The sequence below is a fragment of the Megasphaera micronuciformis F0359 genome (assembly GCF_000165735.1).
Taxonomy (GTDB): domain Bacteria; phylum Bacillota; class Negativicutes; order Veillonellales; family Megasphaeraceae; genus Megasphaera; species Megasphaera micronuciformis.
This window is the reverse complement of the sequence record NZ_GL538208.1, coordinates 93,421-107,737: the sequence shown is the minus strand read 5'-3', so window position 1 is coordinate 107,737 and position 14,317 is coordinate 93,421. Positions and strand designations below refer to the sequence as shown.

The following is a 14,317-nucleotide window of genomic DNA, read 5'->3' as shown; positions in this document are numbered from 1 at the left end:
CGTTACCATCAAAGACTATCAACCGTTTATGTCAACTGCTTACATTGTTTCAGGTGCTGAAATTCCCAACACGGCTAAACAGTTAGCAATCGTAATCTGTACAGCCGTAACCAGTGCCAACCGAGCTTCTTCCAACTCCTTATCCGATTGGATAATGTGACAGTTGTTATAAAAAGCATGGAAAAGACCGGCCATTTCATAGACGAAATGAGCGATGCGATGAGGTGCCCGTTCGGCAGCCGCTTTACGTATTTCTTCCGGATAGGCCGCCATTTTTTTGATTAAAGCCAACTCCCGTTCTTCTTTCAACTTGTCCCACTTTATGTTTTTCCAAGTCATGTCGAAGACATCGCCGTTTTCGGCAATTTGCTTATATATACTGAAAATCCGTGCATTGGCATATTGAATGTAATATACGGGGTTTTCATTACTGTGCGATTTAGCCAAATCGAGATCGAAATCAAGCTGTGTATCCAAGGACCGCATAATGAAAAAATATCTGGCCGCATCGGTACCGACTTCCTCAATTAATTCGTTAAGCGTAATAGCCTGCCCTGTCCGTTTCGACATCTTAACCAGCTCGCCGTTTCTAAAGAGGCTGACCATTTGCAACAGCAAGATTTCCAATTGATTCGGGTCAAGCCCCAAAGCCGCCATAGCCGCTTTAACACGAGCCACATAACCATGATGGTCGGCTCCCCAAATATTGATAAGCTTTTTAAACTGCCGTTCATATTTGTTCTTATGATACGCAATATCAGCGGCCAAATAGGTGGGCACCCCGTTATCACGAATAACAACGCGATCTTTATCATCTCCGTATGCCGTTGATTTTAACCAAAGAGCCCCGTCTTTTTCATACATATTGCCGTTGCCCTTCAGCGTTTCACACGCTTTTTTAATGGCTTCGGGATGCAACGTCCGTTCACTGAACCATTTATCAAAGGTAACGTTGAAACTTTCCAAATCTCGCTTAAGAGCCTTCAATTTTTCTTCATAAGCTCGATTTTTGAAAATTTCCAATCGATCCTTTTCATCCATTTGTAAATATTTATCCCCGTCTTGCTCTATAATAGCACGAGCCGTATCGATAATATCGGCTCCGTGATAGCCGTTTTCGGGAATTTCCGCTTTTTTGCCGAGCAATTCCAGATAACGGGCATTGACGGACGCCGCCAAGTTATTCATTTGATTGCCTGCGTCGTTAATATAATATTCGGACTGAACATTATATCCCGCTGCACGCAACAAATTAACCAGAGCACTTCCGTATGCGGCTCCACGCCCGTGCCCTACATGTAAAGGGCCTGTCGGATTGGCACTTACATATTCCACCTGCACCGTATCTTCCGCCCGTAAGGGAGCTTGCCCGTACTGCTTTCCTTGTTCCAGAATATGGCACAACGTATCGTAAATGATATCGTGCTTTAAGAAAAAGTTAATGAACCCCGCTCCGGCAACTTCAGCTTTTTCCAACCACGGAGCGTCCAAGTGTTTCAAAAGTACGTCAGCAATCATACGCGGTGACTTATGAGCTATTCGAGCCGATTGCATGGCAATATTGGTCGCAAAATCGCCGAACTCTTTTTGCGGCGGCACTTCCAGGAGGACATCGGGATATTCGCCGTCCGGCAAATCTCCTGCCGACACGGCTGCTGCCAATGCCGCTTTAATTCCTTGTATTACCGTTTCCTTCATATCCATTACGCCCGATCCTCCCGAATCTCCATAAATAATTGGTTATATGTAGACGTCAATTCGCCTAATAAAACATCGTATGCTAAATATATCCTGCCGATACCGTCAACCATATCGACTTTGATTTCATAGGTTTTCATACTTACTTCAATATCCCCGAAAGGCGTCTCATACAAGGATTTTTTTATCTTGCCGACAGCATATTCCTGTTTTTGCCGAATCTTTCCGAGACGCAATAAGATGAGCGTCCCGTCGGTTTGCAACTTAATCACCGTCGTAACGCCCTCCATGCCGGTAATTTCGCTTTCTTTATAGACGAAATATCGGGCTCCATGTTTTTCGTAGTATTTACCCGCCGAAACGAGTTCCGACTTAACTTCCTTGCCGTCCATATCCCGCTGGATACTGACAACGCTGACCAACACTCGCTTCAATCGGACTCAACTCTCCCTATGATAATCTAATGTTACTATTATATACTACTTAACTCGAAAAATAAACTTTCTTTTACGGGTTTTCCACCAACCACGGCCAATACCGTTTCGGCATATTTTGTTTACGCAACTCTTCGTTACGTCTTGAATCGATGGCTACAGTCTTATAAAAAGTTTTCCACAAAGATGAAAAAGCTCTTTCTTTTTCCGATAAGTCGGCTGATGAATATATTCGCCCGTCAATATGAACGAGAAGGGCCTTGCCGTTTTCATAAAAAACACCCTCATGCCTATTTACATCGTGAATAACCCAACGTTCCTTCGGTAGTCGTGCAGCAAAATGCGATGCCAGCAGAGGTACTACATTACACACCGGATTAGCAGGTGCATACAACATTCCGTCGGAAAATTCGCGAAAGCGCAAGAGCCCTGATAAGGCGTGACGTTCATTAGCTGTCTTTCGCGCCATATTACGAACACGCCATAAGGCCGCCTCTTGAAGTCGTCTATAAAAGTCATGTTTCAATATAAAGGCACGGCGAATATACGTTGTCAATGACGCTTCCTTTCCCTTTATATCGGATAAAAATCCATAATATAAATAATATACCGCTTTTTCACCACATTGATTTTTCAGACCTGTTAAAACACGACCTGCTTTATCCGCCTCTGTCGGTATGTATTTACAATCTCCGAAAAGAGAGGTCTCCACACTCTCCCCAATAGTACCGACACTGGTAATGCCGTCCGCATATGCCGCAAAAAGTGCGGACATAAACCCGAAAAAGGTCCCGTCATATGTATAGTTCATCTGCCACCTCTAAAAAAGGGATGTAGGCTCATAAGACGCCTGTCTTTCCTGAAGACGCAAGGTACGATCGATATTTTGTAAGTTATACGATCCGCCGAAATACTTTCCTTTGCAAGTGATAAAGTACTTTGCCCGCTTCATGACAATCCCCAACCGTTTTACCGTATCAAAAGATAAGTATGCACTACGACGAGCCGCACAAATGCGCCGTGCCGAAAGGACGCCTATGCCCGGCACGCGCAGAAGCATTTCATATGATGCCTTATTGATTTCTACGGGAAAGACTTCGGGATGGCGCAGAGCCCAACATGCCTTCGGATCCAGATACAAATCAAAATCGGGATTGTCTTCCGAAAGAATTTCATCGGCTTTAAACCCGTAAAAGCGTAGCAACCAATCAGCCTGATACAACCGATGCTCTCGTTCAAGAGGCGGTTCCGTCACTACCGGCAGACGCGTATCCGTAACGACAGGCACGTAAGCCGAATAATAGACACGTTTTAAATGTATGCGTTTATATAAGGACTCCGCAAGTCGCAAAATATGCCGATCCCGATCGGTCGTTGCACCGACAATCATCTGTGTCGTCTGTCCTGCAGGCAAAAATATACCTGCCTTACGGCTCTTCTTTCTCTCATAACGGTTGATTGCAATCCCGCCGGCTAAAGAGTTCATGGGCTTCAAAATACCGGTTTTTGTCTTATGAGGAGCCAGTAACTTTAGGCCCGTTTCGGACGGCAACTCAATGTTCACGCTCATCCGATCCGCATAAAAAGCTAAGCGTTGAACAAGGGCTTCATCCGTCCCGGGTATTCCCTTCATATGAATATAGCCGTTAAACTTATATTCTTCTCGCAACAATCTTGCCGTTTCAATAAGAAGTTCCGTCGTATAGTCGGGGGATTTGTAAATACCGGAGCTCAAAAACAACCCTTCAACATAATTACGCCTGTAAAACTCAATCGTTAAATCTGCAATTTCACGCGGCGTCATAAGGGCTCGTCGTATATCATTCCCTACACGATTGACACAGTACGCACAATCATATATGCACCGATTAGTCATCAATATTTTTAAAAGAGAAATGCAACGACCGTCAGCCGACCATGAATGGCAAATACCGCATGACTCGGCAGCACCGATACCGCTCGCTGTATTCTTGCGCGAGCTTCCGGACGACGAACAGGATGCATCATACTTAGCCGCATCTGTAAGTATTTTCAACTTTTCGGACATTGCTTCTCCCAACATACAATCTCCTCCCCTCATCAGAATATCACAGCCTTGCCTATTTATCAAACATTTGTTCGCCATTTGTGACGAAAATAATCCCCCGCATTTCTACGAGGGATTTATTGTCCTATACCGCTGTTTTATTTTCTTCTATAATCGTACCGGTCTTTAAATCGACTCTTTCCAACCACTTTAAGTCATACGGCTCATATACAACTTTCTCGTAAGCCGTCACATCGAGAAGAGTCCCGTCCCAATCGCTGTGAATTTCACCGGTTTGCTTAATTAAGATATCATATAAAATATTATACGTAACGCCGTCCTTCTCGTCTTTTTCAACGATAGTACTGTATGGCAACGTTTTATGATAAGTCAAAGGCAACCCTTTGTAATCAAAATGGAAGCCGCAACGCATGCGACAACCGTCCAACCCTCGATAGTCGGCAATTTTTTTCAAATCGCCCAAAATCTTGTCATGTTCAGTTTCATATAAGTTTTCCGGAGTCGTTTCCGTATAGTCGAAGCGAAACTGTATAGACGCTCCCGAAATAAGGCGGAATCGTTCCAGGTAAGGAATCATATCCTGCTTCGGATAGTCTTTATATAAAACACAATTGATGCGGAAAGGTACTGCTAAGCGTTTCAGTAAGCCGTCATTGGACTCGACTACATAGTGTTGCATATGTCTGGACACGTTAATGCACGTAATCTTATCCTTATTTTTTTCCGTAAATCTCACAATGTCATCTTCCGTCTGAAACTCCGATACAGGTAAGGTCGTATTTATATATACCTTATGAGTTTTCGGAATTTCATCCAACATTTGTTGCAATACGTTCAAATCCGCAAAGGGTTCTCCCCCCGTAAAGACAAAGTCACAATAAGGGGTAATGGCATCCATACGACGGATGCTCTCACAAATTTTATCTGCCGAAAATCCTTCAGGATTTTCATATTCCGCTTTATTTATACAAAACGGGCAGTTATTCAAGCAATTATACGGGACGAATACGGTTACGGTCGCACCGCCTTCACGCGTCTTATACGGATGTATTTCCGTCCGTTTCCCCGCTAAATAGTTCGACTGTGCTGTCATAAATCTCTCCTCACGGCAATCGTCGCATTAATTTTAAATTTTAAATTTTAATCAATATCCGGCTATTTATCCATTATGCCGATTAATCAGACAATTGCGTTATACTACAGTATACCCATTCTAGCATATATTTTCTCTGTCGCAAAGAGACGTATCTTACAAATTTAATTACTTCTTACTTGCAAAGTGAATAATAAAAAAGCGACCTTCGTCAGGTCGCCTTTATACAGTCAAAATTCATTTATTTCTATTATTTAAACAGCTTCATACAATGAATGACTCATACCTACCAACAAGTCAAAACATTCCAGAGTATTAAGCCATCCTTCAGGAATGGCTCCGGCACCGTAAATTGTCCCTGCCAAACTGCCGCAAACAGTCCCGCATGAATTGCTGTCATCGTCATGATTACACGACATGATAACGGCATGACGCAACGAATCGGTCTTTAAAATACAGTAAACGGCAACCGCTAAAATACCGGCAGCGTGCTTACTATCGGTCAACCTTTTGATACTGTCAACAGGAACCCTGTCCGACTCTGCCTCCGTCACGGCCATGCACAACCGTTCTGCAGTCAATTCTCCGCCCGCTTCATTTTCAGCTTTCGTAATTACTTGAGGCAAAGCTTCACGCAAAGACATTCCCTTACTAAGTAAGGCAATGAGCAGGCAATAGGATCCCGTCGTCACGACGGCTTCCGACCCGCCGTGTGTTAAAAAAGCCGTTTCACAACCGACATGAAAGGCTTCTTCCGGACGTTCACTGTAAAACAAGCCTACCGGAGCCGCCCGCTTCACGGCTCCTCCGCTTTTACTGCTATTGGGTACTTCGTGAGCGGCAAAAGATATCCCCATGGCTAAAGACTGCAGGCAGGTTTTTCCCGGCGCCCGTCGAACATATAATGACGCTGTATCCATAAGATCATATCCCCACTTATCCTCATGGGGTTGCCGTAACATCCACGCCTTTTGTTCAGGCTTAACGATACGTTCCGTCTGCGTATAATACCAGCGCATATAGGAGCGAAAAACTCTGTCTACCGAATCAACCCCGTCTTCAGCCGCCCATAACAAGCCGTCAGCCGTAAACAAAGTCAGTTGTGTATCATCGGAAATAACCGCCTTATTGCCGTCTTTCTTTGATTTCAAAATCGTACGAAGTCCGTGCGGCCCGTATTTACGTCGGATAGCATTCAAACTGTCGAATTCAATGACATATCCCAGTGCATCGCCGGTCGCACCGCCAAGCATACATCCCTTAAACCGTTCCAATTTGTCCATACGCTTCCCTCCGTCCGCAACAGCAACAAAAAAGATGTACCGCCAAGATAAGGCGGCACCAGCTAGGGAATACTTCTCTTGTTTTATCTGATTCGATTATATCAAAGGCTCTTTTCCATTTGCAATAAACTTGCCAACTCCGTATATTACCACAAAAAAAGGAGCGTATCATGACAATTTTCAATGATACGCTCAGCACATATTACAAATAATTATTCACTTATATGCTTTTTCCATGCTTCTCGAACAGAGGTATAAAAATAAAGTATATAAGAAAATACAACGCCGATCATGGCCTGTAATATTTCGAAGGGCAATTTAATAAGTGAGTATTCAGGCGTGCTGTAGACGTAAGCCCTTCCCAAAGAATAGCCTATAACCATAATCACCGCGCCTACAAGCAAAGCCCCTATGACGCGCCCTTTAGAACGCTTTTCTTCTCCGCCGGCAATAAGCACGGCAATCATACCGGCCTGAAGGCCATGTGTAACTAACGACACGAACATGGGCGCCGGATAAAAGAAAAAGTCGCCCAGAAAAGCACCGATACCGCCGACAAAGAAAGCCTCTTTCGGTGTGAATAACAGGGCAGCCAAACAGATAACAATATCGTTAATATACAGGTGTCCTCCCGGGACGGGAATACCGAACGAGCTTAGAGCAATATTCATAGCCATAAAAAGAGCGGCCATAGTTAACCTTCTTGTAGCTGTATGGGTCATTGTTCCCGCTGTTCCTTGTTTCTGCATCATTACATCACCTCATAAGTATATTTGACATTATTATACAGCGATTCTGACTATATGAATATATACAGAAAGATACAATATACAACAGGACAGTTTGTATAATGCAAATAAAAGCAACCTTATAAATCGCTTCCGATTTATAAGGTTGCTTTATGTAAAATCTTATCTTAACTTACCTTTTCCCGGTCCGAGAATTCGGGCACTGTTCAAGACCACTGCCAAGGTCGCCGTATTATGAATAACGGCAGCCCAGAGAGGACTGATTTTCCCCAAAGCTCCGAGAAGCATAGCTGTCGAGTTAACGAGAATGGTAGCCGTAAAGTTTTGATTAATTACTTCCATTGTCCGCTGCCCGATTTGTAAGGCGTTAAACAACCTGCCCGGGTCTTCCGAACGAATCGTAATAGCTGCCGATTCAGCGGCAATATCTGTCTTTTGACCGCCCAAGCTGACACCGATATCAGCAAAAGCCAACGCCGGTGCATCATTTATACCGTCGCCTACCATCATGACATTGCCTCGTTTTTGCAATTCCATAACATAGTTGGCTTTATCTTCCGGCAAAATTTCAGCATGATACCCGTCAATATCCATAGCATGAGCTACGTCTGCAGCCACTTCCTTAGAATCGCCCGTTAACATAACGACTTCGTCAACGCCGATACGTCGCATACGATTCAAAGTCTTTTTCATACCCGGACGAACGGGATCCTGAATGGTTAAAAAGCCCATGTATTCCCCGTCTTTAGCTACGAAGAGAATGTTCTTACCCCACGTTTTGTCAACAACTGTCGGTACGCCTGTTACCCCTTCTTCATCCATAAAGCGGCGCGAACCTACGAGAATATCACCGCCGGAAAATTCTTCAAAGGGAGGAACGGTGGCCTTCATACCGCGTGCCACAACCGTTTCAGATGAGTCATGCGGCGGCGTCTGCCAATCGTTATCCTTTACATACTTCTGAATAGCTACCGCCAAAGGATGGACAGAGTGCATCTCTGCAGATGCAGCAGACAAGATGATTTCCTTTTTCGAAACACCTTCACGTGTTTCAATATGAGAAATTTGAGGTACACCGATAGTAATGGTACCCGTCTTATCAAGGACTACCGTATCGACATTGGAAAGGTTTTCAATATAATTACCGCCTTTAATGAGGATCCCTTGCTTAGCCGCTACCCCGATAGCTGCGGAAATAGCCGTTGCCGTCGATAGCTTCAGGCCGCAAGAGAAATCGATAAAGAGCAGGTTCAGGACACGCTGCCAATCTTTCGTAGCCCCGTAAATAATAGCGGCACCGATAAAGGAAACGGGTACGAGCATGTTTGCCATCTTGTCGGCAAAGTTTTGTACGGGTGCACGACGAGTTTGCGCTTCTTCAACCAAGTGAATAATCTGTGCCAAGGACGTATCCTTACCGACTTTTTCAACGGTCATGATCAGGTCACCCGCTTCAATAACCGACCCTGCATAAACGGAAGATCCTTCCTGCTTAATAGCCGGAGCCGATTCACCGGTAATGGAGGCTTGGTTAACAGCCGCATTGCCGCCGATAACCTTACCGTCGACGCAAATCTTTTCACCTAAGTGAACAGCTATACAGTCGCCGGGTTTCAACGAGTCTACAGGAACCTTGCGTTCCCGTCCGTCTTCAACGAGCCAAACATCACGCTGATCCAATTTAAGTAAGCTGGAGATCTGACTACGAGCCTTTTCAGCCGCATATTCAGTCAACATTTCAGCCCCGTTGGAAAGAGCCAGTAAGGTCAAGCTCGATTCAGGCTTACCGGACAAGACGGAAGCAATAACCGCCGTAGCCGTCAATGTGTCCGCATTGGCCTGTTTATCCTCAATAATGCCGGCAATGCCGTTTTTAATAAAGCGGCGGGCTATGAAAAGGGTAAAGAGACGACGAACAAGCAACATTGAAGCATAGAATTCAGGATTCGTCTTGTTCAAAATGTTCATGGCAATAAAGCCGCCGACGGATAAAATAGCTTCGCGACGATACGCCGATGCATCCAAATCACTTTTTTCTTCTTTCTTTACTCCCCGTTTATCTTCAAACTGACGGATAAATCGGGTAATGGCCCGCATATCAAGTAAGCCCTTGTAATACAGAACAACTTCTTTATCATCAGCCGAGGCTGCCACAACACCGCGAATGCGTCGTAACTGCGCAGCAAGAATCGGACGCATAAGCGTCGGCAAAAATGCGCGCAACGGTACTTTATATGAATTATACATACTTATCCCTACTTTCCGCGTAAAAGTGCTACAGCCCACCACAACATTTGCGGACCCGAAGGCATTTCATCGAGGGTTACCATACGGCGAATACCGCGAACGATGAGAATGAATGAAACAAGGGAGCGCAAATCGAAAAGGCGGTGTGTGCGTTCGTAAATATAATCACTCATAGTTCCCATTACTTCCTGCAACGTATGCTTATATTCCGAGGCAGGCTGTCTGTGCGGCATTTGCGTCCGCATTATCGGCTCTCTTACACAGGGCGACAGAAAAAAGCGTCCTTCCAGGAAGACTTCCACGCGTTTAAAAACAGAGTCGTCTTCAGCACAGATAAGAATACCGCCCGTTGTAACATTTACCTGTACAGACGTAATGCCCTTCACTTTTTCCAAACCTTCCTGTAATAAATCGGCAAGACTTGCATTTCCCACAAGAGCCGCTGCACGATACCGTCTCCGACCGGGCAATGCGGATACACAGGCAAAGGCCGGTATTACACAGTTTGTCGAGGGTGCGGTCCGTACATTCTGCGGGGTACTTACACCCCCCCGACCGGGAGTAGTCGCTGACTGAGGCGAGCCGTGTAAAAACGAGTGAACGGCCTTACCGATAGAGGCGCCCAGCATAAATCCGGATACATAGGACACAATTAGGTCCTCCTTTCAACATGGTTCATTATATATTGTTCGACTTCAGCCAATTCCCTATTGGCACGCAGTACATCCGGCTTATAGGTCAACAATACGGATCCTGTAAGCGGATTCACTTCGACCGTTTCGATTTCCTTATACGCCGAAATGTGCTCATACACCTGCCGAACCAAAGACTGGTTATTGATAAGTCGTTTACTTTGTAAACGTATTCTTCCGGGTATATAGGAGCGAACCGATACGGTGCGAATAATAAAATCCCACTTTGAAAAGTGAAACATAGTTGTTCGAACTCCTTTATTATATCATTTTTTCATAAGAAAAAGTATCATTTTTAAAAGAAACTGCCGCCACAAGTGGCGGCAGTTTCTTTAGCCCTATGCCTTAAGCCTGTTCAGCTTCCTGAGCGGCAATAAGATCTTCCAATTCTTCCTTCTGGCGTTGTAATTCAGCCAAAGGTACGTTCGTAGCCACGCTGCCAACTGCCGGTTGCTGAAGTGCGAGAAGCTGCTGTTCTCTTTCAGCCATCAATTTATAACCGAAAACGCCGGCAATAACACCTACGCCCAAGCCAATCCAAAAATCGCTGTTTTGAAACATGTTCGACATCTCCTTTTCCATAACTTATAGCAATTGTTTTTGCCTGTTCTCAATTCTACATTCAGTTTTGAGAATTGTCAAGACACAAACATTACTTTTATTTTTCCGTATTCACTTTATGGGTAACGATATCTCTTAAATACTCGTAAAAATCGCCACCCAACTCTTCGTCACGCAAGGCATATTCTACGGTAGCTTGTAAAAAGCCTAACTTATTACCTACATCATATCGCTTGCCTTTAAAGCAATAGGCATATACGGGTTCACGATGAGCCATTTCTTTCAACGCATCGGTCAACTGAATCTCTCCGCCTTTTCCGGGCTGTGTATGCTGCAATGTTTCAAAAATACGGGGAGTAATAATATACCTGCCCAAGACGGCTGTACGGCCGGGGGCCTCATGAAGAGATGGTTTTTCAATCATATCCGTTACACGCAAAAGATTTTCGCTCACTTGAGTGCCTGCCACGATACCGTAAGACGATACTCTTTCAGGGGCCACTTCCTGGCAACCGAGAACCGTAGCGTTTACATCGTTGAATACATCAATCATTTGCTGCAGTGCCGGTTTTTCCCGGTTATAGACGACATCATCTCCGAGCAATACGGCAAAAGGCTCGTTATCAATAAAGGAGCGGGCACACAAAACGGCATCACCGAGACCGCGCATATGTTTTTGTCGAATATAATGGATATTGATTTCCGAAATATCCCGAACCAGCTTTAACAAGTCTTCTTTACCGCTTTGCTCTAAATGCTGCTCCAATCCGGGCGTCGTATCAAAATGATCCTCAATGGCTCTTTTGGCATGTCCGCTGATAATCAAAATTTCTTCAATACCGCTTGCCAAGGCTTCTTCTACGATATACTGAATAGTCGGCTTATCGACAATGGGTAACATTTCTTTCGGCGTCGCCTTGGTAGCCGGCAAAAATCGTGTGCCGAACCCGGCAGCGGGAATAACGGCCTTACGTATTTTTTTCACAATAGCTCCTTTTATTCAAACCAACGACTTAAATCGAATTCTTCTCCGATAATTTCCTTGATATATCCCTGCCCGAGGTACAAACCGAGAAGCGACAAGGTCGAAACGCGTAGCATCGTGCTGTCCCAAATATCACTGATATCCGCCAAAACAGGTGAAATGCCTTCCATGACATCCAAAGCTTCTTCGCCGCTGAAATTCGCCGGGCGCTTGCGTGCCAAACGCAACAATCGATCCTGTGTACCTCGATTTTCTATACCGGCCATACGGAAAAAGCGCGAAGACATGGTTTCGTCGATGAGAGCCAATTTATATAAGGGCGAATTAAAAGACTGTACGACAAATTCTCCGGGCAGGAATTCATCCTGCAAGGCCTTACGTAATTCTTCTTCCGTAAAGCCTCTATAGCGGAATAAGAGCGGATACGAATCTCCCAAAAGAGCCGCAAAGGTCGTACCCTTGGCTTCGACAGCCGTACAATGAAGATAGTCCAATTGCTGATAATAAGGCCGTTCCGTCGGAAAGCGATCAACAATGGGCAGCACATATTTTTCCATATACTGCCCGAACGTTTCCTTATCAACATTATGCGTGTTTCTCGAATAAAGAAACAGCAATAAAAGAGCCAAAATCCGATAGTGGGGCCGCGACAAAGAGGGCATAACCTTCAGCGCGTCCGTAGCCACAAGGTGACGCGTCGATGTTTCGGGACAACGAACCACATCGGCAAAGGCACGGGTTACAACGGCTTCCACAAAAGACTCGGGGTGAGCCGTATAATTTTTTTGTACCTGCCGTAATGCATCCTGAACCGCAAAAGAAGAAATCACCTGTTCGCGTTCGTCATCAAGAGTAGCACCTACGGAGCGAAAAGCGGCATCCGTAATATATTGAACTTGCTTCTTCAAATCCGTACGAACAATAGTATATTGCTTTAAGAAATGTTCCGTACACCGGGAAATGACAGGGGACTCTGCCAAATCACCTCGACGCCACGGCTGTTCTTCCGCTTTATCGTTTTCCTGCACCTTTACTGACGGTACAACCCTTTCCTCAGTCGTTTCCTGCCGGACCGGTGCTTCAGGTGTTTCACCTTTCCTTAACACTTCCGACAAAACGGGAACGGGTTGAGTCGCATCTAATACAACTGTATCTTCCGCCTCTTCCCGAGGTTTTACTTTATCGGCTTCTTTAGCCGCTAAATCGGCAGCCACGACAGCGGCAATATCAGCTAATGATTGACGCCCCGTTTTTTCCTCTTTTTCGGATCCCGAGTCTTGAGCTGCCCGAGCTTTTTGTATAGCCGCTTTTACTTCTTCACGTTTAAGAACTCGAGTGTTTTCGGCATTATCCGCTTCCTGTCGATGTTTCTCACTGTACAGTACTTCTCCGTCGACCCCGACGATACGACCGTCTTTCGTTAAATAACCGGGCGTAGTCTTTGTTTCCTTACGATGTACCTGTACAGATTTAGACTCACTCCGAACAGTTCCAGGCTCTTGCCCAGCAGGCGTATACTGTCCTTTCTTTCCTTCTCCTGCAGAGTGATGAGACGGCGCATGGTGCCGTTCTTTTAAGACAGGGGGCTCTTCACAATGTTCCTTCTTTTTATCATCCCCTGAATAGACAAGGTAACATACGGCAAAAAACACAATAATCGTGCCGACTACCAAAATATACGGCAGAAATTGACTCATACATCTCCACTCCTCTTTCCGAAATACTGAATACATTCCGTATAATTGTATCACACAGACGCACTCGTTTGTATCTTTTTTTACCGTTAGACAAGGCAAAAAGCATATTCTATAATAAAAAATAAGTTTTCGTAATTGGCAGGAGGCAAAAAATGAAATTTTATAAAGCCGTTCTTTTCGATATGGACGGAACGGTTCTGGATACACTCACCGATTTAACCGATAGCTTGTCCGCAGTCTTTAAGAGTCGCGGTCTTTCCGTCTTGACTCGTGAAAAAGTTCGTGCAAACTTAGGCTACGGCTACTCGGGGCTCATGAAAAGTTCGGCTCCCGACGCTTCTGAAGAGGAGCGCGCCCGTATGGCAGAAGACTTTAAGCAAGATTATGCTATACGCTGCCGTCGTCATACCTGTCCTTATGACGGCATTCCCGAAGCCTTACAATACCTGAAGGAAAAAGGCTATCGTCTGGCCGTTGTTTCCAATAAGGGGCAAGAAGCCGTAACAACCTTGCATAATAAATTCTTTCGTAACTATGCGGAGTTCTCCCTGGGAGAAACGTCAGCCATACTGAAAAAACCGGCTCCGCAAATGATCCTTGAAGCTCTCCGCCGTTTCAATCTCACGCCGGCCGAAGCCGTCTATGTCGGCGACTCGGAAGTGGATTTTCAAACGGCCCAAAACGCAGGTACCGACATTATCCTTGTTACCTGGGGGTTTCGTGACAAAGATTTCTTAGCTCGCCTGAAGCCGACTTTTCTCATTAACCATCCTTCTGAATTAACTTCCATTTTATAAAGTCAAACACCGACACACACGAAAAACGACACCG

General features: G+C 45.1%; 14 protein-coding genes. 1 reads left to right on the top strand and 13 read right to left on the bottom strand.

What is annotated here, in order from left to right:
• Positions 1-39: 39 nt before the first annotated feature.
• The 13 genes from argS to HMPREF9429_RS04200 all read right to left on the bottom strand — a co-directional run bounded on the left by argS (position 40) and on the right by HMPREF9429_RS04200 (position 13,486).
• Positions 40-1,704 (bottom strand): arginine--tRNA ligase, encoded by a 1,665-nt coding sequence (argS, locus tag HMPREF9429_RS04260; protein ID WP_006941914.1) that lies wholly within the window; start codon positions 1,702-1,704, stop codon positions 40-42.
• Entirely contained in the window at positions 1,704-2,123 is a 420-nt protein-coding gene (locus HMPREF9429_RS04255; protein ID WP_232216660.1) for a DUF1934 domain-containing protein, read from the bottom strand. The genes argS and HMPREF9429_RS04255 overlap by 1 nt, the downstream gene beginning before the upstream one ends.
• 82 nt (positions 2,124-2,205) lie before the next feature.
• The gene (locus tag HMPREF9429_RS04250; RefSeq protein WP_006941912.1) at positions 2,206-2,943 is read right to left on the bottom strand and encodes a TIGR03915 family putative DNA repair protein; all 738 of its coding nucleotides are present in this window, start codon (positions 2,941-2,943) and stop codon (positions 2,206-2,208) included.
• A gap of 9 nt (positions 2,944-2,952) precedes the next feature.
• The gene (locus tag HMPREF9429_RS04245; protein ID WP_156780713.1) at positions 2,953-4,194 is read right to left on the bottom strand and encodes a putative DNA modification/repair radical SAM protein; all 1,242 of its coding nucleotides are present in this window, start codon (positions 4,192-4,194) and stop codon (positions 2,953-2,955) included.
• Positions 4,195-4,303: 109 nt separating this feature from the next.
• Positions 4,304-5,272 (bottom strand): 4Fe-4S cluster-binding domain-containing protein, encoded by a 969-nt coding sequence (locus tag HMPREF9429_RS04240; RefSeq protein WP_006941910.1) that lies wholly within the window; start codon positions 5,270-5,272, stop codon positions 4,304-4,306.
• Positions 5,273-5,526: 254 nt separating this feature from the next.
• The gene (locus HMPREF9429_RS04235) at positions 5,527-6,555 is read right to left on the bottom strand and encodes an ADP-ribosylglycohydrolase family protein (RefSeq protein ID WP_006941909.1); all 1,029 of its coding nucleotides are present in this window, start codon (positions 6,553-6,555) and stop codon (positions 5,527-5,529) included.
• A 212-nt stretch (positions 6,556-6,767) separates the two neighbouring features.
• Positions 6,768-7,307, bottom strand: coding sequence for an ECF transporter S component (locus tag HMPREF9429_RS04230; RefSeq protein ID WP_006941908.1), 540 nt, complete (start codon positions 7,305-7,307; stop codon positions 6,768-6,770).
• 159 nt (positions 7,308-7,466) lie between these two features.
• A complete protein-coding gene (locus HMPREF9429_RS04225; protein ID WP_050777766.1) occupies positions 7,467-9,551 on the bottom strand; it encodes a heavy metal translocating P-type ATPase in 2,085 nt (694 codons plus the stop codon).
• An 8-nt stretch (positions 9,552-9,559) separates the two neighbouring features.
• The gene (locus tag HMPREF9429_RS04220; protein WP_040773781.1) at positions 9,560-10,201 is read right to left on the bottom strand and encodes an HMA2 domain-containing protein; all 642 of its coding nucleotides are present in this window, start codon (positions 10,199-10,201) and stop codon (positions 9,560-9,562) included.
• A 2-nt stretch (positions 10,202-10,203) separates the two neighbouring features.
• Positions 10,204-10,485, bottom strand: coding sequence for an HMA2 domain-containing protein (locus HMPREF9429_RS04215; RefSeq protein ID WP_006941905.1), 282 nt, complete (start codon positions 10,483-10,485; stop codon positions 10,204-10,206).
• A gap of 103 nt (positions 10,486-10,588) precedes the next feature.
• Entirely contained in the window at positions 10,589-10,804 is a 216-nt protein-coding gene (locus HMPREF9429_RS04210; RefSeq protein WP_040773777.1) for a hypothetical protein, read from the bottom strand.
• Positions 10,805-10,901: 97 nt separating this feature from the next.
• On the bottom strand, positions 10,902-11,789 hold the full coding sequence (galU, locus tag HMPREF9429_RS04205; protein ID WP_006941903.1) for a UTP--glucose-1-phosphate uridylyltransferase GalU: 888 nt from the start codon (positions 11,787-11,789) through the stop codon (positions 10,902-10,904).
• A gap of 11 nt (positions 11,790-11,800) precedes the next feature.
• Positions 11,801-13,486, bottom strand: a complete 1,686-nt coding sequence (locus HMPREF9429_RS04200) for an LPO_1073/Vpar_1526 family protein (RefSeq protein ID WP_006941902.1) — start codon at positions 13,484-13,486, stop codon at positions 11,801-11,803.
• A 152-nt stretch (positions 13,487-13,638) separates the two neighbouring features.
• Between HMPREF9429_RS04200 and HMPREF9429_RS04195 the strand changes: the two genes are divergently transcribed.
• Positions 13,639-14,283 (top strand): HAD family hydrolase, encoded by a 645-nt coding sequence (locus tag HMPREF9429_RS04195; RefSeq protein WP_006941901.1) that lies wholly within the window; start codon positions 13,639-13,641, stop codon positions 14,281-14,283.
• Positions 14,284-14,317 lie beyond the last annotated feature (34 nt).

Excerpts from the sequence above, each read along its gene's own strand:
- argS (WP_006941914.1), bottom strand. The coding sequence starts at position 1,704 with ATGGATATGAAGGAAACGGTAATACAAGGAATTAAAGCGGCATTGGCA.
- HMPREF9429_RS04250 (WP_006941912.1), bottom strand. The coding sequence starts at position 2,943 with ATGAACTATACATATGACGGGACCTTTTTCGGGTTTATGTCCGCACTT.
- HMPREF9429_RS04245 (WP_156780713.1), bottom strand. The coding sequence starts at position 4,194 with ATGTTGGGAGAAGCAATGTCCGAAAAGTTGAAAATACTTACAGATGCG.
- HMPREF9429_RS04240 (WP_006941910.1), bottom strand. The coding sequence starts at position 5,272 with ATGACAGCACAGTCGAACTATTTAGCGGGGAAACGGACGGAAATACAT.
- HMPREF9429_RS04235 (WP_006941909.1), bottom strand. The coding sequence starts at position 6,555 with ATGGACAAATTGGAACGGTTTAAGGGATGTATGCTTGGCGGTGCGACC.
- HMPREF9429_RS04230 (WP_006941908.1), bottom strand. The coding sequence starts at position 7,307 with ATGATGCAGAAACAAGGAACAGCGGGAACAATGACCCATACAGCTACA.
- HMPREF9429_RS04225 (WP_050777766.1), bottom strand. The coding sequence starts at position 9,551 with ATGTATAATTCATATAAAGTACCGTTGCGCGCATTTTTGCCGACGCTT.
- HMPREF9429_RS04215 (WP_006941905.1), bottom strand. The coding sequence starts at position 10,485 with ATGTTTCACTTTTCAAAGTGGGATTTTATTATTCGCACCGTATCGGTT.
- HMPREF9429_RS04210 (WP_040773777.1), bottom strand. The coding sequence starts at position 10,804 with ATGTTTCAAAACAGCGATTTTTGGATTGGCTTGGGCGTAGGTGTTATT.
- HMPREF9429_RS04200 (WP_006941902.1), bottom strand. The coding sequence starts at position 13,486 with ATGAGTCAATTTCTGCCGTATATTTTGGTAGTCGGCACGATTATTGTG.
- HMPREF9429_RS04195 (WP_006941901.1), top strand. The coding sequence starts at position 13,639 with ATGAAATTTTATAAAGCCGTTCTTTTCGATATGGACGGAACGGTTCTG.